We start from the raw sequence: 22107 nt of genomic DNA on the forward strand, positions 1-22107 counted from the left end.
CGCTGACTACTCCGTCGCACCCGACAGCATCGCGCGGTACTCCGAAACTGCCCGGACGATCTGATCGACGATGTCTCGCAGCGCGTCAGCTGGCTGCATGTCTCCGGCATCGTCCCTGTCCTCCTGCAGACGCGCGATCAACGCCGCTCTCGCGAGTCGACGGTCGATCCCTTCAGCCAGCTCGAAGGCAAGCACGTCGAAGTCCCGCTCGTCGTATCGAATGACAGTTGCCCGGATGCGTCCGAGATCGGGGTCATCGCTCGTCATATGCAAGTGAGATCGCAGCGCAGGATCGAATCCGGTTCCACCGACATGGACGATCTCACCGCTGGTGATGTCGATCCACAGGTACAGCCAGGATCCGCTCGGGCGCACGCGACCACCTCGAATGGAGATGACACGAGGCCGGCTGGGGGTCATCCGCCAACCATATTCGGTGGCTGCGGTCACTCGTCTGCAGGGTGACGACCGCTGCCGATCGGACGTACCCTGAGTTCCACCCCGCACCACCCACCGCCCGCATCGAAGGAGATCGGCGAGATGAGACCACTGCGCTACGCGATCAACGTCACGCTCGACGGCTGCGTCCATCATGAAGCGGGGGTCGCTCCGGATGAGGAGCTGATGGGCTTCTGGACGGCGGAGATGCAGCGAGCGGATGCCGTGCTCTACGGCCGAACGACCTACGAGATGATGCAGGGCGCATGGCGCCGCCCAGCATCCGGACAGTGGCCAGACTGGATGGACGAGTGGGAGATCCCGTTCGCCGAGGCTCTCGACCGTATGCCGAAGCACGTCGTCTCGAACACGCTCGAGTCCGTCGACTGGAACGCCGAGCTGGTGACGGGGAGCCTGAGCGACGCAGTCCGTCGACTGAAGGATCAGCCCGGTGAGGGGTTGTCCGTCGGCGGCGTGACGCTGCCGCTCGCGCTCGCCGATCTGGGATTGATCGACGAGTACACGTTCGTCGTGCATCCGCTCGTCGCCGGGCACGGTCCCCGGCTGCTCGACGGCCTGAACGAGCCGCTCGAGCTCGACGTCGTGGATCGTCGGGAGTTCGGTTCTGGAGCCGTGGCCGTCACATACCGTCCGCGGCGGTGACCGGAGGTGCGGGCGCCTGAGGCCTCCCCGATCTGCGTCCGATCCACAGCGCGGTGAAGCCCGCGTAGGCGCCGAATACCACCGCGGACCCGAGCACCAGGATCCACAGGCCCAGCCCGTTCTGATAGAGCCAGCTCATATAGATCAGGAACAAGGCGCTGCCCAGGGCGCCACCGACACCGGCGCCGACGCTGATCTTCATCCGATCCGCTGGCGCGCCATCGGGGGTCGCCGAGACGCGCTTGGCGATGTACGCGCCGAAGGCTGAGGTCAGTCCGGATACGGCGCCGGTGATGACAGTCGGCGCCACGATGAGCATGGCCAGCCAGTACCAATTGGTCCATTGGCGGTCGTTCGCGGAACCGAGCGAGTCGGCGAGGTAGGGCGCGCCGTGGATGATCAGCATCGTCACGACGAAGAACACGAGTCCGAACACCGTGAGTGCGAGAGTCAACATGCCCATGCTCAACGGCCCTCGTGTCTCCCTCATCTCGCGACTCTATCCAAGACCGCGCAGCCACACCGGTCTTTGAGCGAGGCCCGCGGTTGCTCCCCCCCCTCGGTCGTTGAGCGAGGCCCGCGAAGCGGCCCGAGACGAAACGCACCACCCACACCTGAGTAGCCTGTTCTAGTGCCCCGTCCCCGAAGTGAAGCCGCGCGCCAGTCCGTGCTCGAGGCGATGCGCGCCGCCGTCGTGGCCGGTGAGTATGAGGCAGTGACGATCGAGGGACTCGCGGAGTCTGCGGCAGTCTCCAAGCAGACGATCTACCGCTGGTGGCCGTCGAAGGCGGCGATCCTCGGCGAGGCGCTGCTCGAGGGAGAGGTGCCCCTCGCGGATGCGACCGTTGCGATGAGCGACGACATCCGAGCTGACCTGCACGCGTGGTTCTCCGCGATGTCCGCCGGCATGGAGAGGCCCGAGGGCGTCGCGCTCGCCCGGGCTCTGATCGCGGTGACGGCGACCGACCACGAGCTCGGTCTGGCGCTCAACGAGCGGCTCGCGGCGCCGATCCGCTCGTGGGTCGCCGAATGGATCGCGCGCGGTCAGGCTGCGGGCGAGATCCGCGAAGACGTGGATGCTGCCGCCATCGCCGACCAGCTCATCGCCATGGCGTCTTACGCGGCGCTCATCGGTCAACCGTTGAGCGCGGAGCGCGTCGAGGAGACAGTGACGCGCCTGCTGCGAGGCATTGCGCGGTAGGGCCCGCCCGGCAAAGCTGGAGGGGATCGGTGGAGGGGATCGGCGGCGGATATCCGCGCGATCAACACGTGAAGCCGAGGACTGGAGCCGAGCATGGTCATTGCTGACATCACCGTCGTTCCGGTGTCGACCGAACGCAAAGCCGCATACCTGGTCTTCTCGAAACGGATGGCGGACGTGTACCGCGACCACGGTGCGATCAGCGTCGTCGACTACTGGCAGTCGAGTGATCCAGCCGACCAGGCCGACTTTCACGCAGACGGGGCGTCGTACGAACCGGGCGAGCTCAAGAGCATTGCCGGCCTTGCGGGAGCGAGCGCAGCGGAGTCCGTCGTGGTCTCGATGATCACGTGGCCGTCGCGCGAGGCTCGCGACCGTGGGACTGCTGCTGCCACGCAGGACGCTCGCGTCCTCGAGACGCTCGACGAAGAGCCGGTATTCGACGGAGGTCGCGTGATCGGTGACAGCTTCGAGATCGCGATGAGCGTTCCGCGCGACGAGTGACCGGCGCCGGTCACGGGGTGCAGTAGGCGACCATGGCGTCGGTCGCCGCGCGCATCTGGGTCGATGCTGCATCCAGGCCCGTGACGTCGCCGGTGATGGCCTTCTCGCCCTCGGCGACGAATGCGTCGATGCTGGTCGTCCACGAGTCGCGGAGCGTGACGAACTCGTCGGGTCCGTCGACACCGCGAATGTTCTCGGCGACCTTCTTGACCTCATCGAGAGCCGCCTGCGCGGCCTCGGGGGTCGGCGAGCTGACGCTCTCGATCACACCGGTCACCTGCACGGCTTGAGCTGCGACCTGGCCGCAGGCTGCGAGGGTCGACGCCTGCGAGCATCCAGAAAGCAGCAGGATGCCGACGGCCAGCGTCGCGAGCGCGGGGAGCTTCTTCATGCGAGCCAGGGTACCGAGGCGAGATGTGAGGACTACGACGAGCCCCAGGCGGGGCCGACGAAGGTCACGGGCTTGCCCGCGGCTTTTGCGTAGGCGATCTCGCGAAGCGTCGATTCGCCGTAGTGCTCGCCCCGGTTCACGACTTCGACGCGATCGGCCAGGTCGATCCTGCGTAGGTGCAGCTCGCCGAGAGCTGCCTTTTGTTCCTCGGTGATCGGGCCGTCGATCTCGGCAGGCATGAGGACGATGGCGCCAGCGAGCGTCAAGGACTGGCTCACGGCTCGCATGTCATCGACGAACCGCATGGAACCGCAGATGCAGACGATCTCGGGACGCTCGGGCATGGGGTCAGTCTTTCATCCGCCGAAAGATCGTGGCTCGAGTCCGGCAGGGTGCCGCGGTCTAGGCTCGCCACATGAGCGAGCCCAACGCCGAGCCTTCCCTGATCCAGCAGCGCATGGCATTGCAGCGCCGCAAGAACTTCGCGGTCTACTCGATCGTGTTCTCCGCGATCATGGTTGCAGGATGGGTCGTCACGCTTGTGCTCGATCCGAGCGCGCTTTACCGATGGATCGGCCCTGCCGTCTTCGGCGCCGGAGTGATCATCGGGATCTTGGAACTACGCAAGGCGCGGCGAGCGATCGGCGAGTTCGAAGGCCGGCACGGTCGCCGTGCCGGCCTCCAAGACTGACGCTTACTGAACCGGTCATTCGTGCTGCGGCTATCCCGGACGGGCGCGACCACCGTCTCGTCAATTCGCTTCGGCGATCGATCCCCCGGAACGTCGCTGGAGCCCACCCGTGCTTAGCCCGGTGTCCAGCGCCTCGCTCAGGCGATCACCGATGCCCGATATGACTCGCCGTCCACCGAAGAGTCCGAGCGACTCACGTTGGCGGGGTGATTCGGCCGGTCGAGTGTGGCCTCGAGGATGCTCGGGGGCTCTTTAAGATCGCGACCAGGGAGGAGTTGCCGGGAGCTGGGTCCGTTGAAGCGGTCAGGTTCCTGCGTCTTGACCGTGAGCTGAAACCTCTAATTGCGAAGGGTGAATCGAACTGTTTCGCGAGCGAAGCCGCTCTCGAATCCGATCAGCGTTCACGTACTCGCTGATCTCAGCCCACGCGTCCTCATCCTCGACTTCCCAGGCAGCTCCATACTCGTCGTGGAAGCGGACGATGTTATCGGCGATCTCGGTGAGATTCCACGTCAGGGCCTCGGTGGATTCGCGTAGTCGTCGACGAGGTACGACCTTCTGCCAGCGAGACATTGGGGCATCTAACTGCTGCGACGGTAAGAACTGAGTTCGAAAGACATTTCTCGCCCGCTGTAGAGACCAGATGAGTGCGAAGTAAGCACTTATGCCGTCGAGGCGAGACGGCTGGTTAACCGCGTTGGGCGAATACAGGAGTGTTCCAACCGCGTTCCGGGCTGCGGCGGTCTCTCCCGATGTCAGGGAGACGTGAAGCTCGGTTAGGGCCTGCCGTCGCTCTCGCTTCCTCAATGAAAGAAATGCAAGCCCTGCGACTATCGCCGCGGTGACTGAAAACCCCACACTGAGCCAGGTTGCCCAGTCGCCGACGGGATTACTGAGCAACTCAAGTTCTGTATGGATGAAACTCCTCATCCGCTCATCAAAGCATGAGAGCGTACACGCTGAGAACGGGGGAGAACGCCCCTGCCGTTCGGGTCGGCAGGGGCGTGGTCTTCGGGGTGCTTACTGCACCGACCATCCCCCATCGGATGCGAGCACGGCACCGTTGATGTTCACGGCGTCGTCCGACAGCAGGAACGTGATCGATGCGGCAAGGTGCTCGGCGGTCGCGACCGTCGGGATCGCCTGCTGGAACGGGGCCAGGCGGCCGGAGCCGTACTCCGACATGTTCGGGGGCATCGGGATGCCGGTCGCGACGCCGCCCGGAGCGACGGAGTTCACGCGGATGCCCTTCGGCCCGTACATGAACGCCGCGGACTTCGTGACGCCGATGATGCCGTGCTTGCTGGCCGTGTAGGCGTTGCCCGAGGCGTTGCCGCGCAGACCCGCTTCGCTGGAGACGTTGAGGATCGAGCCGCGGCCGGCCTTCTCCATGATCGGCAGCACCGCGCGCATGAGCTTGAACGGGGCGGTGAGGTTGATGGCGATGACGCGGTCCCAGACGGCATCCGTCGTCTCGCCCGCGGGGGAGAAGTCGTCGTTGATGCCGGCGACGTTCGCAAGCGCGTCGATGCGGTCGCCTGCGGCGGCGATGACCGCGTCGATCGCGTCCTGCTTGGTGAGGTCGCCGGCGACGATGGTGATGTCGGCATCCGGCAGCTCGGTCTTCAGGGCGTCGAGCTTGTCGGCGGCGATGTCGGAGGCGATGACGCGTCCGCCTTCGCGGGCGATGCGGGATGCCGTGGCCTTGCCGATTCCGGATGCCGCACCCGTGACGATCACGGTCTTGCCTGCGAAACGTCCGGTGGTGGGCTTCTCGATCCAACCCTCGGACTCATCGGCCTCGGGGGTCTCGCCGCCGTTGGCCGCTCGCACGAGGTCGTCGACGACGGACTGCGGCAGCTGACCCTGGCTCATCGCGACGAGCTGCTGCAGCGGCAGTCCGAGCACGGGGGTGAGGAGCTCGGGGTCGGCGCCCGTCTGCTCGAAGAGTGCGCGGATGAGTGGCCCGCCGGTCGGGTCGTTCAGCCAGTCGCCGATGGTGGAGTGTGCGGTGAGGGCCATGGTTGAGCTCCTTGAGGCTGGAATTTCGCAACGGTGCGTCTACTTATGGGCCAGTGTACGCCTGATGTGATTGGAACACTTCTTGAAGCGAGAGGCCCGATGGTCAGCGGGAGGCGACGACGAATCTGACCAGATCGACTTCCTCGTCTCCTCGGTTGTCTCGGATGTAGGCGAGCTGGCGCCGCAGCCCTCGGAGAGTGGGCGCGCCGCTCGAGTACCGTCCCATCTTCGTGAGCAGCTCGTGCTCCGTGATGGGGTGGCCGTTCAGGATGCGAAGGTCGTTGAGGAGCAACTTCACGGTGTCGATCTGCGCGGTGTCGCGTTCTGAAGGCGCCCAACCGAAGTCCTTGATCCGCCTCGTGAGGCAGCGGCCGCAGAAGCCGAAGTAGCGATCGGTTCCCTTCAGTCTCTCGACCTCCCAAACCTCGCGAACTTCCTGCATGAGACACTTCGCGGTCGGCACTGCGGGGGAGATGTGGCTGCAGTGCCGTTCGTGGAAGATTCCGGCATGAGGGTCCGCCCAAAGGAGGACGGTCGTCGTGTCGTCACCGTCCCATTCATCGCGAAAGCTCCAACCGAGCAGGTCGCGGTGGTCGGGAGTCGAGGGCCGGCGCAGGTCCTCCGGGTGTGCGAAGTCGACCACGATCATGCTCCTTCCGCGGCTGAACGAGCACGCCGCAACAGATCGGCGTAGGTGACATCCTCGATGCCGTACAGGGGGCTGTCGGTGAGTGGATCGCGGCGGAAGCGCCAGGTGGCGCGGAAGCCGACCTTCGCGCCCTTTCGGGTGGGCCAAGAGAGGATGCCCGGGATGTCTCGTGCTCCTTTCAGATTCATCGCCTCGATGATCTCTTCGGCGGTGAGCATCTTGGGCGATGCGTCGATCCAGAGGCTGAAGATCTGTCGCTCGCGCGCGCCGAGTGATTCCCACCATCGAATCGCAGCGTCTTCGACATTCGAGACATCGTTTTGGGGGACGATCGACGAAGCGTCGTGGAGGTTCGGCCCATCGACCCAGTCGGCGAACCAGCGATAGAACTCGGGCACGCGGTCCTGCGGGACGGGAACGGTGATGTCGGTGGTGGTCATGTGACTCTCCTTGACTGTGGGCGACCTTAAGAAATGCTATAGCTAAGTAATAGATATCACAACACATTCAATAGGTAACGGGAAAGTTCTTCCCGCATCCCATTAGGCTGAGCGTGATCCGCACGCAAGGCAGGGCCGGGACAAACACCCGCCACGCGGCCGTGTTCGTATTCCAGGGGGCTGTTGCTGTGCCGATTCCGTTGTTGATTCCCATCGCTGTTATGGCTGTTCCCGTGGTCACCACGGCCGTCATCGCCGCTGTCAAGGCGATCAGCACGAACCTTCCGAAGAAGCTGCACGGTAAGAACGTCGCGATCCTCGGTGCTCAGCGAGTCGGCAAGACCACGTTGCTCCGGTATCTCGAGACTGGCAACCTCCCGACGCTGCCCAGCGTCCCGACGGTCGACGCCGATCTCGGTGGGAGATTCGACCTGGACATAGGCGGCGCCGCCGTCACGTTCGACGTGCCACGTGACCTCCCGGGAAACCAAGGTCTCGGCTTTCCGGACTGGCGCGAGGCGGCCGAGGGTGCCGACTACGTCTGGTATCTGTTTCGGGCCGACCTCGTCGCGCGGGATGATGTTGAGGCCACGAACCTTCTTCGGACACACCTCGGTCTGCTTCACATCTGGCTCAGCAGCCTCACCATCAAGGTGCCGAAGGTCGTGCTGATCGCTACCCACGTCGACCACCCTCCCGGGGTGAAGGAGTTCGAAGAGATCGCCGAGCGAGTCGCTTCTGTCGACGTGATCAAGCTCGCCACCACACAGCTCAAAGCCAAGCTCGTGACCGGCAGCCTGTCCGCCGACGACTACGCCGAAAAACTGCGCGACAGATTGACCAGAAGCCTCTGATGATCATCGGCTACGCACAATCCGAATCTCGCCAAGGGGTGGACGCCGCGGCGGATGGCCTGGTCGTGTCCTCCGAGGAGACAGGGTTTTCCCGTATACGCGCGAAATCCGCGTCTCTGAACACGGCCAGTGTGGGTCAACGTGTCGGGGATGCAACCGTCAAGTTTGCGGCAGGATTGCTCCGCATCGAACTCAGGGGATCCGAGCCTGACGGCGCAGACAGGTCGCCCGTCGTGATCGTCGTCGATCGTTACGGCCTTGCCTCTTCGAGCGACGCAGCGTTGCAAGGTGCGCGCGAGACGATCGCAGCCCTAGGAAGGCAGGTCGTGCTTGCCGACCTCGAGGCGGGCCTCATCTTCGGGATGAATCTGCAACGCACTGCGACGAAGCGACGTCGTGTTCTCGCCGGCATCGTCGCCGTCCTGGCCGCTGTCGGCGTCGCCCTCCTCGTACGAAGCATCGTCGATGCTGACGATCTTGCTACGGCCTTGCGCCTCTGATGGGAGAAGAACTTTGTCCTCCGACGCTCACCTGATCCGTCCCAGATCGATCCTGGTCGCCGACGACGATCTCTATCTCCGGATCGCACACGATTCGGACGACGTCCGCCTGCTTGCAGACTCCGACGCCATGATCGTCCCCTACTCTGTCGAGCCTGCTCTGAACGCCCGCGCAATCGAGTCTGTGCGGACGCTTCTTCAGGACAGCGGGCAGCTCGCCCCGAAGTCGCTTCTGATCAAGAACCCGTATCAGGCCGAGAGTTACGAATCAGCCGATGAGGCGATCGGAACCTTCTCCATCACGAAGTATCACGCCTTCGCGAACGTGGCTCGGGTACTCGGAGCTACAGAGGTTCGCTTTCTCGAGGCGAAGGTCGAACTTGAGAACTCGAGTCTGCAGGCGAAGATCGCTGCCATGCTTCCGGCAGGTGGTGGGGACGTCGAGGCTGCTCGTGAGGTCACGAAGAAGCTAGAGGATCGTCTGAGCGCGCACCTGACATTCGACGGCGGGGCACCTGATCCGGCCGCGGCCGACGACCTCCTCAAGCGCTCGCATCTCGCACATGATCCTCAGCTCAGGGCGCTGGTGAACATGCGGACGGGCGGCAACCTCCTGACCCGCTATGACTTCACACTGAGCGGGACTCGCGAATCCACCTCCAATCTCACGAGTGCGCTGCAGATCGCGAATGCCGGTCCCGTCAAGGCGCTGGAGATCGGAGCGAAGTTCTCCATGATGGCCAAAGCCATCCGCAACATCGAGATCAAGACTGAGATCACATTCTGACCGTGCGGCTGAACGAGTCAGCCGCACGGTCGAGCGATCGCAGTCCCCTCACTCACCGAGCAACAAAGCGCTCGGCGCTCCCTTCCAAGTGACCACCAGCTCATCACGAGCGCGGCTGGCAGCCACGTACAGCAGCGAGCGGAAGCGCTTGTCGAGGTCGGGCTTCTCCTCGTCCGGCACACCCTTGTACGCGATCGCCGGGGGGAAGGCGCCGTCCGAAACGTCGAACAACACCACGCGTGAGAACTCCATGCCCTTCGCGTTGTGCATCGTCATCGCGACCGGCTGTCCGCCTGTGATGCGAGGTGAGTTCAGAAGTGCCACCGGCACGTCACGCTGTCCGAGCCCCTGCTGCACCTTCTTCGATGAGGTGTTCGAGGTCGACAGGATGGCGATGGTCTCGGGCTTCACGCCTTCGGCGATCCATCGCTTCACGTCGTCCGCGATCGCGTCGAATTGCGCGGAATCCGACTTCGATGGGCGGGTGACCGGCTTCGGTCCGCTGCGTGACGAGCGATAGCCCGCGGTCGTCACGTCTTCTGCTTCGGCATCGGAGTACTCCACGCCGGACAGGATCTCCATCGCGTATCTCAGGTTCTCGAGAGTCGTGCGGTAGTTCAGTGTGAGGCGGCGGGATCTGCCCTGCACGGCGATGCCGTAGCGCTTCAGCACCGTGGGCTGCCCGTAGATCCGCTGATGCGTGTCGTCTGCGATGAAGAGGTCGTCAGGGCCTTCGGCCACGAGAGCACGCAGCAACTGCCACTTCGACGGAACGAGGTCCTGGGCTTCGTCGATCAGCACGTGATCAGCGAGGGTCTGTCCGTTCGACTTCAGCCACTCTGCCGAGATGGCAGCCACCTCGGCGAACGAGAGCGCACCGGCGATCCGGTGGTTCTTGCGCGCCTGTTCGATGACTGCCCAGACCGCTGCGCGTCGTCCGCGGTCGAGCGCGACGCCGCGCCCTGGCCGGCGCACCAGCAGGTAGTCGTCGAGCTCGTGGATGCGGTGCGGAAGCACTACCTGGGTGTATTCGCCGTCGAGGAATGCTTCGGACCTCAGTGCGATCGGCAGGTCGCCGCCGGCCTCATGGATCGCCGACTTCCAGTCGATCTCTGCGGCGCTCGCCATGCTGTCGCGGGACGACCCGATGACCGCCAGTGACGCATCGCCGAAGGCCGCACCTCCGGCGGCTGCGCGCACGTCGGACGCGATCTGATCGACTCCGCGGACGAGAATGCCCGGTTCTCCCAGCTTCGCCGCGAACGGGAGGTCGGGATCGAGGCGCTCCAGGTCGCGACGCAGATTCTCGGCCAGGGCTCGCGTGAACGTCGTCAGCACGATCCGTGCGTGAGGGTCCTTCCGGGCCAGGTGCCGACCGCGGTGCAACAGCACCACGGTCTTCCCGGTGCCGGCCCCTCCGGTGAGGCGGAACGAGCCGTTGCGGGGTCGCTCGGCGTATTCCCGCTGTTCCGGGTGCAGGAACACACGCCATGCGCCGAAGTCGCCGCCCTCGATGACACGCCGCAGCTCTTCGGTGTCGTCGATGAACGTGAACTGCATCTGAGCGGCGGGATGCCGCAGCGCTTCGACGAGCTTCGTGTCATCGTCCGCGCCCGGGTCGATGATGACAGGCTGGTCGAGCTTGAGCTCTTCCTTGATGAGGTGGAGCGCGGTTCCTGCGCCCATCGCGACGAGAACGTCCGCCTGCCAGGCGGTGTCGAGACCGGTCGCGAAGTCGAGAAGGGCTTCCTCGTCCAGAACGCGGAAGGCCGCCTCCGCCGTCTCCTGGTCGAATCCGAACTCCTCGGTCAGGTCGGTGACGAAGAACCCGAGATCGGCGAGGAGTTCCGTCGTCTGGGCGGGCGACTCCTCGACGATGGGCGCGGCCGCCGCAGGGGCCTGCGCCTCGATCTCATCGGCGGTGTCGAGCTCCTGCCGTAGGACGGCCAGACCGTTGACCGGATTCATGCTCAGCGTCGTGGTGCGGGCCCGCTTGATGGCCTCGTCATGGTGCCATGTCCCGGCGTACACGTATACGGGCTCGTCTCCGGCGGGCTCGAGCTTGAAGAGCACGGCGCGCCAGTGGATGTCGACCCGGCCCGTGCGCGCACGCGCATCGCGCGGCTTCTGCATCGGCTCGATGTGGAGTCCCGGCACGGTGTCGTCGTCGCTGAGCTTCCCCAGGAAGGTGTAGATCTTGGCCTTCACAGCCTGGTCATGCTTCGGGTCCTTCGCGGCCCCCCAGACGATCGTGGGCATGGTCAGTTCCTTCCTGAAGATGCGAGGGCATTCATGACCGCATCCGCCTCGGGTTCCACTGCGGTCCATCCGAGTGACGCGAGGGACTCTCGATCGTCATCATCGAGCCCCCAGGCAGTCGCGACGCGCTCATCCTCCCAGACGAAGGAGAACGGGATGCCGTCGCCCAACTCGAGTCCCATCTTCGGGATCGGGATGCCGGGGGCGGCGGCGAACGCGGCGATCAGGATCTTCTCCGCGGAGGTGGCGCCCTCGGCGAGTGTCTTCCATTCGATGCTGACGTTCGCGAGCGGGAAGTCGACTTGCCCGAGCACGCCCGTCGAGCCAGCGTCAGCGCCCGCGTCGACGACCTGTGACAGCGCGAGGATCTCGACAGCGCTGAGATCGTGTCGCCAACCGATCACGTTCGACAGATGCAACCAGAGTCGCCATGCGTCCGTGAAACCCTCGGCGCCGACAGCAGCGTCTCGGTCGTCGATGATCAGGGCGAACTCCGATGCGCCCTGATCGCCCATCCGAGTCGCGTGGACGAGAGCACCGCGATCCACGACCCAGATCATCGAGTCGTCCGAAGCCGGATCGGCAGCCCCCCGCATCACCGCGGATGCCGCATTCACGGGCGTGACGGCGGGCGCCGGACCACCGGCGCTCCTCGTCATCATGGGGAGAGCACGAGCGATCTTGTCGCGGCGCTTCGCCTCCCCGACCGGGTCCTGCATCCACTCCATGAGCGTCGTCAACGGATCGGCGTGGAGTCGGTCGAGCTGCACCAGCGGAAGCTGATACATCGGAGCGATCCGCTCGGCGAAGCCGGGGTCGATCCAGTCGTGGGGCAGCGCGTCGTCGTCCTGCAGATCGGCCCACGTCACCGCGAGCACCCGGTGTCCGCCGTTGCGTGCGAGCGCCCGCTTCCCGGCATCTTCGGCGAGCTTATTGTGCAGGATGCTGGCGTGGAATGCCTTCCCGTCGGTGTAGATCGCGATGGGTTCGGCTCCGCCGCCGTGCTGTTCGAGGACGAAGTCAGGCTTCGTGAATCCGAGCGACACCTGCGGGCTCAGCTTCCAGAGGCGCGCGTCCCCCGGGAAGCTCACCTGGACCTTGTTGCCCCAGTCCCCGGGCTTCTCCTTCACGGTTCCGCCGAGCTTCTGTGCTCGCTCGATGAAGCGCATCCTGAACAGTTGCTCGATCGTGGACTCGTCGAGCACGACTCCCGGGTCCTGCTCGACGGGCACGAATGCGTGGGGCTCACCATCGGTACCCACGCGCAGCAGTTTCGCGAGCGCCTGTTCGGCGCTCGCCCGCGAGACGACGCTCGTGTTCCCGCTCGCATACGGCAACAGGCACCGATGGCAGGCGGCGCGCTGCTCGCTACGGCATTCGCAGTCGCGGACGATCCTCCACGCCGTCGACAGCAACTCGAACATTCGATCCGGATCGGCGAGTTCGGCGAGGTAGCCCGTGCCACCCGGCACCGCGTCATGCACGAGCAGGGATTCCGCGGTCGTGTCGTCACCGACGGGCTCGATCGTCGAAATGACGCGAAGATGATCGGGGTCGCCACCCATGACCTCGCGTAGCCCACGCATCAGCGCGGCCGCCAGGCTCGGCACGGCGAGCGAGTCGCCGAGCGTGATCCCGATGGGGAGACGCAGGAACGTTCCCTGCGTGACGAGCGTGCGGCTGAGCGCGAGCGCGATCGTGTGCTCCCGGGTCTCCCGGCGCCGAACGCACCACGAACGGTGATCGCTCGGGCGATTTCCACCCGATTGCGAGTCCTGCTTGCCGCACGTGTCACACACACGGAACAGCGGAGCGTGATGTTCCCGACCGGCGATGAGCCGTGCCTCGCCGCCAGCGCTCTGTCGTCCGAGGTTGAGCCATCGGATCGTCAGGTCGCGCGCGTAGGTGACACCGAAATGCGTCTCGTCGTCGAACCAGCGCCTGGCCACGCCGGCCGGGTCGAGATCTGCAGCGACCTGAACGGTGAAGCGCGTGCGGCGGCGCTCGTCGCTGCGGTCGCTGATCGACGCCTCGTCGCGGCGCGCGATGGCCGACACCGTGTCGAGTTCGACCACGCGAAGTCGCTGGGCGACGTCGTTCAGTCCTTTCGCCCCGCACCGTGGACAGATGTTCAGCCCGTCTCCTGCCACGAGGTTGCGCCCATGGCCGCATCGTGCGCAGAACGCCCACTCCTGCACGGCTTCGCCCCCGGGACCGAGATCGACGGCGTCGATCTCGATCTCCAAGCCCTGAGCGTAGAAGTAGGCGCCGGGCGCGAGCTCCTGGATCGCGACCGAGGCGCCGCGCTGATAGCTCACCGGATCCTCCTGCCAGCTCCCGGTCTCGGGGTCGACCCACGAGATCGCGGCGTCGAGCGTCACCGAGTCGTCGAGCAGGGTGTAGTTCGGCAGAAGGCCGAATCGCTCGAGCGAAGCGACCCAATGGTCGGTGTGCAGCTCGTTCAGCTGGCGGCCCAGCATACGGTGGGTGATCCTCGCGGTGCGAAGATTCTCCTCGGCGTCCGGCTCGAGGCCGAGATCCTTGGCGGCTTCCAGATCAGGGATCGCGTCGGCGATCTCCTTGCGGCGGAAGGTCAGAACGTCGATCTGCTTGTTCCAGCGCTGTACCGCATCGCGCACCGTGTCGACGAGTGGCGATGTTCCGCCACCGCTGACGGGTGCCGCGAACGCACGCAGCCGCTCGGCTGTCGTGGGCGCGATCCCGGGCAGGGTCGCGAGGAACTCTTCGAGGTACTGCTCGTGATGGCCGTCCGCGTCGTCGACCAGATCACCGAGGAGGGTGCCGCGTTCGCTCGACGCCAACACGTCGTGCGTGTCGGTCTGTGTCAAGAGCCCGGCCCCGGTGCGTCGGTCGAGCAGAGACGCGATGTACTGCCGCTGGACTATCTCTTGGGCGTCGAGATAGGTGGCCGGCGGGCGGACTGCGCCGTTGATGACCGACAGCGGATCACCCATGCGGGGCAGCTGGTCGCCGCGACCGGTGACCGTGGCGATCGAGAGAGCGTTGCCCGTGAGGCGTCCGGCGCGGCCGACCCGCTGCAGGTATGAGGCCACGGTTCGCGGCAGACCTGCGAGCATCACGGTCGACAGGTCGCCGATGTCGATGCCCATCTCGAGTGTCGGGGTGGCCACCAGCACGTTCGGTGCGGACGGGTCTTCGTCCGAGGACTTGAAGGCGTTCTCGTACTGCAGCCGCAGATCGTCGTCGAGAAGACCGGTGTGCTCGCGGGCGACGACACGTCGCATCTGCCCCTCGTCGTACAGGCCGCGGTAGTAGTTCTGACCTGTCTGCGCCGTGCGCAGCCTGCCGGGGCACCGCGCCGACATGCACGGCCCGTCGCGCAGAGCCGCCACAGCGGAGGGAAGGCCCGTGACCGGGTTCTGGCAGACGTCGCAGACGAGTCGGGTTCGTCCATAGAAGAGCTCAGCGTCGGTCACCGGCGCCACGATCACGGATGCCGGGGGGATGGCGTAGACGGTGGCGGATCCGGTCGCGATGTTCACTGCGTGTAGCAGCCCGTCCTTCGTCAGAGAGGCCAGCAGCGCGGCAGTGAGTGTCGACCCCTCGGACGCGGTGACCGAGAGCGTCTTGCGCGCCCACGTGGCGAACCAGCTCTGCGACGACGACACCACGTCGAGATGCGTGCGGTGCCCGTCCGTGCCCGTCGGCGCATGGGGTCCGACGCGCGGGAAGGCAGGCGCCTCTCGCCCGGGTGGGAACGCAGGCATGCCTGTCCCGCGGGGGCGTCCGCCCGACACGTTCCAGCGACGACCGTCTTCGGCGATGTACTTCGCGAACCACTCGTGCTCGATGGCACCGCGTTCGCGCATGCGCTCCAGCACGCCGCGCACCCAGCGCAGCACGATTGCCGGCTCCGCGTCGGCAGCCGACAGTCCTTCGAGGGTCTCCGAGCCTCCGTCCACCAACACCTTCCGGCCGAGTGCCTCGAGCTTGGCGTCGGACGCGTCGACGCCTGCCGCCAGGCTGCCGGTGAGTTCGAGCGTGCGTCCGACGCGGGAGTGCAGTCCGAACTCCATCGCCACGTCGAAAAGCAGGCGTCGGTTGATCCGAGTGCGCACCTGGGTCGGCACCTGGCGAAGAGTGTCGCTTGACCAGAACGGCGCGAAGTCCTCGCGCTCCACGAGCTCGGGAGCCACGAGGCGATACCTGGCGTCAGGGTCGTCGCCTGCCTGCTGCACCATGCGGGTGACGATCTCGTCGAGCGGAGCAGGCTGATCGCCCACCGCCTGCCGAATGGCGTTGCGCAGCGCGAACACGTGCGCGCGGCTCTGCACGAATCCGGCCCGATGCGCGGCATCCTGCACGTTGTCGGTGAAGATGAGGGCCTTCTTCTCCGCACGGTCGAGCTGCGCGTCGCCGAAGAGCGTGGTCACGATCACGCTGAGCATCGTCGCCATGGCCGACCCGAGGAAGCGGATGCCGTCACGGCGCTGACAGGCCGGACACACGTCGTCGCGCGAGTCGTCGCTCGCGTCATCACCGGTCAGAGTCAGGACCGGCAGGTAGACCGCTGTGCCGTCGTCATCCTCGGGGAGCGTCGCCGAGACGCGACGCAACTCGGGATCGAACCAGGCCAAGCCCGCGACGGGGGTACCGGCCTCGAAGGACTCGGCTTCGCCTGGAGCGTGCAGCAGTGCCCGGAAGCGACTGCGCGTCTCGCGTGAGGCGTGGTTGCGACGGATGCTCTCGTCATCGGCCGAAAGTTCGTTGCCGGTCGGTGCGAGCTCGACGCCCCAGCCGCTGCGGCCGCAATGACGGCAGTAGATCGCCGGGAAGACGGCGAACTCACCGTCGTCGAGCAAGGCATCGCTCGGCCCGTCATCCGACCACGAGAAACGCACGATGGGCGAGGCGGCCCGGTCGATGCGGGTCAGTTCGCGAACCCAGAGATTGAGGTCGATCGACAATGCAGCCCGGCCGACTCGCGCGCGCACATGGCTGAGCATCGCGAAGACGCGGGTGAGGAAGGTGCGTCGCACATCGCGCCGTGACTCGAACGTCTCGTCGGTCCCGAGGCCGCGTGGCAGCAGTTGATCGGCGAGGTCGTCGATCGAGATCGACTTGTCAGCGGCCTGAGCGATGGAGTGGATCAGGGGGTGGGAAGCGACGCTCGCCAGGAGGTCCTCGTCCGGTAGATCCGCCCATTCGACGGGTGTGTACGCCACGTCAGGATCGGTGGATGCCGGGTACAGACGGTCGAGCACTGTTGCGGCGATCTCCGACGAGGATGCATCCTCCGCGATATCGGCCTCGGCGACAGCCGTGGCGAGAGCATTGTTGATGCCGGCCGCCGGGGTCGTCGGAATCCGGCCGGCGGCGCGGGCGTTCTGGATCCACAGGCGCGCCGACTGCCGGGTCTCGGTGAGGACGCTCTCGGTGTCGAATGGTCGGCCGAACACGGTCTCGGCGAACGCGAGCATGCCCGACGGGTCGCCGTCGTCACCGAGAGTCGCGCTGGTCGCGATCGGTGTCACGTCGCCGAGGGGGAAGGCCTCGAACTCGGCGTCGAGAGGTCGCGCGTCACCGCGTGAGCGACGCAACGCGAGCCCGAGTCGCCGCAGCAACATCGCGACGTCGGTGCCCTGCGCGCCGTCGTAGGTGTGGAACTCGTCGAGTACCAGGTACTGCAGGCCCTGGCTCATCGCCTCGACGAGGGCGCGGTCGGCCGGGCGCAGCAGCACCTGATCGAGCATCTTGTAGTTGGTGAGCAGGATGTCGGGCGGATCGTCGCGAATCGTCTCGCGGTGATTGATGAGGCCGTCGTCGGTGACTCGTGTGCGCTTCGCACCCGCCTGTTCACCGGTGTAGAGCGCCGCGCGCACGCCCTTGAGCGCGTCATGTCCGCGGATCATCTCGGCGATGCGTCGCGCCTGGTCGTTCGCCAGTGCGTTCATCGGATAGAGGATGAGGGCCTTCACGCCATCTGCGCCCGCCGCTTTCGCGCGCAGCACGTGGTCGAGGATCGGATATAGGAACGCCTCGGTCTTTCCCGACCCGGTACCGGTGACGACGAGGGTCGGAAGGGGATGCTCCTTCACCGATCCGTCGGGCTGCTCTCCCAGGTTCGAGCTGCTGAGACGACGGAACGCATCGGCCTGGTGGCCGTATGGGGTGTGGCCCTCGTACCAGTCGAGTGTCTCCCGCCATCCTTCTTCTGCCGCACGGAACGGGATGCGCGCCCGGACGAATGGACCGCGGAAGATGCCGGCCCCGGGATCGGTGAGGAACTCGGTGAGCGAGCGCTGAGCGTCGACATCCGACAGCGCGAAGGTCGTGGTGAGGTAGTCGGTCAAAGCCTCGCGGACCTGCACCGCCTCACGCGAGGGCAGCAGTTCGCTCATGAGCGCTCCTGCAGGATCTTCTCGAAGTGGGCGTAGGCCTGACGCATGTCGGCCTCACGGTCGAGCGTGACGAACGGCAGGTCGTACTCGTAGGTGTTTCCTGACGCGTTCGTCGCGGTTCGCTCCTCCTGCGAGATCGCTTCGCCCCTCTGCCGCCACACCTTCAGCACCTCGTTCGGGACGAGTCGCCCGTTGGCGTCGTAGAAGTAGGTGTTGCGGTCGTAGCCGTAGAGAACGGCGAACTGGGTGCGGTAGATCGTGCAGAGTTCATCGGCGGTGATGCCGAGGGAGAGTGCGACGATGGCGTCAATCTCGACCTGCGCCTGGCGTCGGTCAGATGCTCGGCGGAGGGGGACGTCCGGCGTCCATTCCGCTGGAAGGTCTCCGAGCTCTGGTCGCTCAGGATATGAAATGCCGCCGATCCATCCCACCTCCCTCGGTGGCTTGCCGAGACCTACGCCGCTGAAGAGTTCGCTGTACGCGGACGTGAGGCAAACGAGTCGAACCATTCTCGTGCGAGCATCAGTGAGCAGTGCAGGGTGAATGTGGTGGGGCAGCCGCTGCACCGTACTTACGCGGATACCGCTCTTCGGAGAGGTCCGAACACTCATGTCGGCGACGAGAGTTGTCATGATGGTGGCGGCGTCCATCACGGCAGCCATCGATCTCACGCCTCCGGCCGAAGACACTCCATGGATGTGAGCTGCCCCAGGCGGTATCACAGCCGCAATCAGGGTGCGTTCGTTTTTGTTATTCGCCATGTTACGCCAAGCGATTCGATAGTAATCACGGGCGGCTTGGCGTTCAGCACCCCAGTGCGTATACGAGGAATCGTACTCGGCGCGTGGCTTCGAGGGTTTGTACGAGGTGACGGGCATGGCGCTGGGTGAGAGTGACTCCAAATCAACAGGCGACCAATCGAGATTGTGCCGCATCTCGCGATTCGGCGACTTATAGTAAGGGTTTGCGACGAACAAATGCGGCCCCTGTAGGATGGCTTGACTCCAGGAATCAACTTCACCCCACGACTTCGTGAAGAAGCCGTGGTTAAAATCGGTGGTTTCGTTCCACCCCTGCGAAAAACTTAGTCCGAGAGCTCCCAATCGGGGGGCACCTGCAAGCTTCGCAAGCACCGATGCGGTGGCCGAATTCACGGCGCTAATCATGCGTGTGCGATGTACGCGGGTCGTCGGCTCCTCCAGGAGACGGTGCCATGTTCGAAGGGTGTCATCATCCACATGAGTAATGCGCCCGCGATGTGCCCGCACGTCCCAACGCCCCTCGGCATCCTTGATACCGGGTTCAAGGCCACCTCCGTCGTGCCGAAGTGAGCCTAGTACCGTTTCCGGATGGTAGAGGCTGGCAGCCGTCATAAAGTCGGTGGCACTCGGTTTCCCGTAGACATGAACTCCGAAGGCTGTGTCGTGATGAATCTCGAACAGCGACAATTCGTTAACGAACTGCCAGTGTCGGCGAAGTCGTGCGTAGGTAAGCTCGCGAAGTAGACCGGCATTTTCGTCTGTGAAATGAGACTCGGGATGGATCAGTCCGACCGCGCCGCGCGGGCTCAGGTGGTTCCAGGTCAACTCCATAAAGCAGCGGTACAGGTCAGGCCGTAGTCCGGAAAGGGTGGGAAAGTTCGTAATCGCGCTCAGGTAGGTGCGAACGGCGACGGCATTTGTTGAATCATCGACATGCAGCCTCGATGCTTCGTCACCGGACAAAACTCCCTCGCGATGAGCTTTGAAATCGGTTGTCGTAGGTTTAGTCGCTAGCGCAAACCACACGTCGTGCTCGGCGAGAGATGCAGTTGCATCGAAATCGGGCCGTACCCACGGCGGGTTTCCAACTTGAAGATCGAAGCCGCCGTGCGCGAAAACGCCAGCGTAGTCGAGCTCCCAGTGGAAGAAGCCGTTCGCGCGAGCTATGTTCTCTGAGGCCCGCAGCCACCCATGACTCGCCAGGGCGGCGTCGACATTCTCCACCTGCGCGAAGCCGAGCTCCACCTCTTCCGCTGCATCGAGGTCATGCCAGTTCGTCGGAAGGCCCAGAGTCTGTGCGCCTTCCGACGCACGCTTCGGAGCTTTCACCTCGGCGTGCACACCGAGGAGCGAAGCGAGGCCGTCGAGCCACTCATCGAACGTCGGCGGCGCTGCGCCATCCGTCAGGGAGTCGGTGAGCGGCCAGAACCACATTGCGCACCAGGCGTCCATCACGCGACGAAGGCGCTGGTATGCGCCGTTCGGATCCTTCAGGAAACGTTCGATGTCGTCGCGCGTGATTGCAGCTGCGGGCTCATGAGCATCACGCGGGTCGTTCCACAGCGTCACCTCACGTCGCACCTGCGACTCGGCGATCTCCAGACGACGCAGGGTGAACTGCCACAGCACCTCGACGCGATGGCTCAGACCGAGCAGACGATCGAGCTGCTTCTTCGACGGCTTCCTGCGCATCTCGTTGCGCCAGACGCGGAGCTTCGCGTGTGTTTCGGGAGCGAGCTCCTTACCCTCCTTCGCGTCGACGGCTGCACCCCAGCCTTCGGCGGGCAAGAGGAAGTGATGGACCCGCCCGCTCGTCGCCGAGCCGATCCGGCCCTCCCGCATGTCGTCGACGAGTGAGGCCATTGGTACATCCGTAGGCACGTCCTTGAGCCACGCTTTGTCACTGACCTGCTGCGACGAGTACACCGCTCGCCGGGCACCGATCAGCGAGTTACCCCGCCGCAGGCGCAGGCCGAACCAGGGCGCCTGCAGACCGTCGACCATGGTGTCGAGCCACAGCGAGATCTCGGCGAGTTCCACGGCGGTCGCGTTCAGGTCGACCCCGTACACCTGATGCAGGGCGATCGCGGCTTTGGCCCTCTGCAGCTCGCGCGGACGCTCGTCGGGGTCGATGCGTTCGCCGACCTCCCGCTCGCGTCGGCTGAGGTACTCATCGGCGAGTTGGCGTACCGCCTCGATGGCGAACGCACCCGAGCCGAGTGCGGGCTCACACACGCTCAGGCTGAGGATCTCTTCGGCCGATGTGGTGTGACCCTCCTGATCGAGCAGTTCCTCAAGTGCCTGGCCGACGACGAACTTCGTCAGGACTTCGGGAGAGTAATACGAGGCCGAAGTCTGGCGTTCACGGCCGGAGAGCCGGAAGACGAACTCGCCTCCTCGATACCGCCGCTGCACCCGCTCGTGGGTGATCGGATCCTCGGTCATCACGAAGTGCTGCTTCGCGATGTCGTGCGCGCGCTCGACGGGCACGACCCACGAGCCCTTCGACGAGTCGCCGTCCTTCGCCACCTCGAACAGATCGGTCTCGGCGAAGAAGCCGCTGTACGACATCAGGCCCTCGTACACGGCGCCGAGCTGATTGATGCCGAGGTCAGCGTAGGAGATGAAGCCTCGGTCCCCGCCCTTCTTGGTCCGCTCCTCGCGAGTGAGCAGCAGCAGCGAGAGCACGCGCTGCAAAGCTCCGTCGCCGAGTTTCGCCGCATCGATCAGCGCGACGGACTCTCGTCGGAACAGATCGGCGCTCAGCGGATGGAACTCGAGTCCTTCGGGGAGATCTGCGTCGGTAGCGGTCGACTTCTCATGGCCGGCGTCGACGAGGCGGAACAGGGTGTCGAGCGACTCGTGCAGGTGAGTGCGGTGGCGGGATTCCTCGCCGAGCTCGACGAGCACGAGCTCGCGCAGCCGGTCGAGGCCGTACCCCAGGGCGTACTCCGGTGCACCGACGGGAAGCACACGCAGCTCGGGCGATGCTTCGGCGAACAGCAGGAACAGCACGCGGTAGAGATATCTCAGCGACTGCCGGGCCAGTGTGTTCGCCTCGCTCGAGGGCAACGGGTCGAGTCCCTGCGCGGCACGGCGGCGCACGACCTCGTTGGCGATGATCTCGATCGATTCCCGCACGCCGTCACGGAGATCCTTCGATACACCGACGGTGTGCTTGACCGAGTCGTCAAGCGTCTCGGTCCACCACGTGGTGCCGTCGACGTCGGGTGAGACCGACTCCGCGGCGAGCGCAGCGACGGCACGATCGAACTCGCCACCCCGCTTCTTCACCTCGTTGCGGTCGAGCACGAGCTGCAGATCGACGGCGAGGTAGCGACCTTCGGCCCAGCGCTCGCGTTCGACGACGAGTGCCTTCGCTCCGCTGAGCACCACCGCGAACGCCGGGGCGTCGTCACTCGTGAACAACCACGAGAGAGCTCGCGCCACCGACACGGCCGCGTCGGTCTCGTCCTCCGGCAGGAACGGCTCGAGCAGTGCCGGCCTGTTCTTCGACAGGAGATCGACCACGTCGGCGACAGGGCGAGCGAAGACCAGGGCAGC

At 65.2% G+C, this 22107-nt stretch carries 17 protein-coding genes; 7 read left to right on the plus strand and 10 right to left on the minus strand.

Annotation, left to right across the window (positions count from 1 at the left end):
• Window positions 1–6 precede the first annotated feature (6 nt).
• Complete coding sequence (locus RQG77_RS05930; protein ID WP_311243904.1) at window positions 7–420, minus strand: hypothetical protein; 414 nt, start codon at window positions 418–420, stop codon at window positions 7–9.
• A gap of 120 nt (window positions 421–540) precedes the next feature.
• Here RQG77_RS05930 and RQG77_RS05935 point away from each other — a divergent pair, with 120 nt between their 5' ends.
• Window positions 541–1101, plus strand: a complete 561-nt coding sequence (locus RQG77_RS05935; RefSeq protein WP_311243905.1) for a dihydrofolate reductase family protein — start codon at window positions 541–543, stop codon at window positions 1099–1101.
• Here the strand turns inward: RQG77_RS05935 and RQG77_RS05940 are convergent.
• Complete coding sequence (locus RQG77_RS05940; RefSeq protein WP_311243906.1) at window positions 1079–1591, minus strand: hypothetical protein; 513 nt, start codon at window positions 1589–1591, stop codon at window positions 1079–1081. The genes RQG77_RS05935 and RQG77_RS05940 overlap by 23 nt on opposite strands.
• Window positions 1592–1732: 141 nt before the next feature.
• Between RQG77_RS05940 and RQG77_RS05945 the strand changes: the two genes are divergently transcribed.
• On the plus strand, window positions 1733–2302 hold the full coding sequence (locus RQG77_RS05945; RefSeq protein WP_311243907.1) for a TetR/AcrR family transcriptional regulator: 570 nt from the start codon (window positions 1733–1735) through the stop codon (window positions 2300–2302).
• 93 nt (window positions 2303–2395) lie between these two features.
• On the plus strand, window positions 2396–2806 hold the full coding sequence (locus RQG77_RS05950) for a DUF1428 family protein (protein WP_311243908.1): 411 nt from the start codon (window positions 2396–2398) through the stop codon (window positions 2804–2806).
• 10 nt (window positions 2807–2816) lie between these two features.
• On the opposite strand, the gene RQG77_RS05955 is transcribed toward RQG77_RS05950, so the two are convergent.
• Window positions 2817–3197 carry a hypothetical protein gene (locus RQG77_RS05955; RefSeq protein WP_311243909.1) on the minus strand — a complete coding sequence of 127 codons (381 nt, stop codon included), beginning with the start codon at window positions 3195–3197 and terminating at the stop codon, window positions 2817–2819.
• Between the two features lie 32 nt (window positions 3198–3229).
• Window positions 3230–3541 (minus strand): hypothetical protein, encoded by a 312-nt coding sequence (locus RQG77_RS05960; protein ID WP_311243910.1) that lies wholly within the window; start codon window positions 3539–3541, stop codon window positions 3230–3232.
• 71 nt (window positions 3542–3612) lie between these two features.
• Here RQG77_RS05960 and RQG77_RS05965 point away from each other — a divergent pair, with 71 nt between their 5' ends.
• A complete protein-coding gene (locus tag RQG77_RS05965) occupies window positions 3613–3888 on the plus strand; it encodes a hypothetical protein (RefSeq protein ID WP_311243911.1) in 276 nt (91 codons plus the stop codon).
• A 1020-nt stretch (window positions 3889–4908) separates the two neighbouring features.
• Here the strand turns inward: RQG77_RS05965 and RQG77_RS05970 are convergent.
• The 3 genes from RQG77_RS05970 to RQG77_RS05980 all read right to left on the minus strand — a co-directional run bounded on the left by RQG77_RS05970 (window position 4909) and on the right by RQG77_RS05980 (window position 6999).
• A complete protein-coding gene (locus tag RQG77_RS05970) occupies window positions 4909–5910 on the minus strand; it encodes an SDR family NAD(P)-dependent oxidoreductase (RefSeq protein WP_311243912.1) in 1002 nt (333 codons plus the stop codon).
• A 103-nt stretch (window positions 5911–6013) separates the two neighbouring features.
• The gene (locus RQG77_RS05975; protein WP_311243913.1) at window positions 6014–6553 is read right to left on the minus strand and encodes a hypothetical protein; all 540 of its coding nucleotides are present in this window, start codon (window positions 6551–6553) and stop codon (window positions 6014–6016) included.
• A gap of 2 nt (window positions 6554–6555) precedes the next feature.
• Window positions 6556–6999 carry a DUF6416 domain-containing protein gene (locus RQG77_RS05980; protein ID WP_311243914.1) on the minus strand — a complete coding sequence of 148 codons (444 nt, stop codon included), beginning with the start codon at window positions 6997–6999 and terminating at the stop codon, window positions 6556–6558.
• 113 nt (window positions 7000–7112) lie between these two features.
• Between RQG77_RS05980 and RQG77_RS05985 the strand changes: the two genes are divergently transcribed.
• From RQG77_RS05985 to RQG77_RS05995, 3 genes are read left to right on the plus strand one after another with little or no spacing between them, the layout of a single operon-like run.
• Entirely contained in the window at window positions 7113–7853 is a 741-nt protein-coding gene (locus RQG77_RS05985; RefSeq protein WP_311243915.1) for a GTPase domain-containing protein, read from the plus strand.
• Window positions 7853–8353: a hypothetical protein gene (locus tag RQG77_RS05990; RefSeq protein ID WP_311243916.1), complete on the plus strand. Its 501-nt coding sequence runs from the start codon at window positions 7853–7855 to the stop codon at window positions 8351–8353. Before RQG77_RS05985 ends, RQG77_RS05990 begins: the two co-directional genes overlap by 1 nt.
• Before the next feature lie 13 nt (window positions 8354–8366).
• Window positions 8367–9140 carry a hypothetical protein gene (locus tag RQG77_RS05995; protein ID WP_311243917.1) on the plus strand — a complete coding sequence of 258 codons (774 nt, stop codon included), beginning with the start codon at window positions 8367–8369 and terminating at the stop codon, window positions 9138–9140.
• A gap of 48 nt (window positions 9141–9188) precedes the next feature.
• Here RQG77_RS05995 and RQG77_RS06000 read toward each other — a convergent pair whose 3' ends face one another.
• The 3 genes from RQG77_RS06000 to RQG77_RS06010 are packed head-to-tail and all read right to left on the minus strand — an operon-like array spanning window position 9189 to window position 22074.
• Complete coding sequence (locus RQG77_RS06000) at window positions 9189–11399, minus strand: 3'-5' exonuclease (protein WP_311243918.1); 2211 nt, start codon at window positions 11397–11399, stop codon at window positions 9189–9191.
• A 2-nt stretch (window positions 11400–11401) separates the two neighbouring features.
• On the minus strand, window positions 11402–17782 hold the full coding sequence (locus RQG77_RS06005; RefSeq protein ID WP_311243919.1) for a DEAD/DEAH box helicase: 6381 nt from the start codon (window positions 17780–17782) through the stop codon (window positions 11402–11404).
• Complete coding sequence (locus RQG77_RS06010) at window positions 17779–22074, minus strand: Eco57I restriction-modification methylase domain-containing protein (RefSeq protein ID WP_311243920.1); 4296 nt, start codon at window positions 22072–22074, stop codon at window positions 17779–17781. The genes RQG77_RS06005 and RQG77_RS06010 overlap by 4 nt, the downstream gene beginning before the upstream one ends.
• Between the last annotated feature and the right edge of the window lie 33 nt (window positions 22075–22107).

The sequence above is a fragment of the Microbacterium sp. WCS2018Hpa-23 genome, assembly GCF_031843845.1.
In the GTDB taxonomy this organism is placed as follows: domain Bacteria; phylum Actinomycetota; class Actinomycetes; order Actinomycetales; family Microbacteriaceae; genus Microbacterium.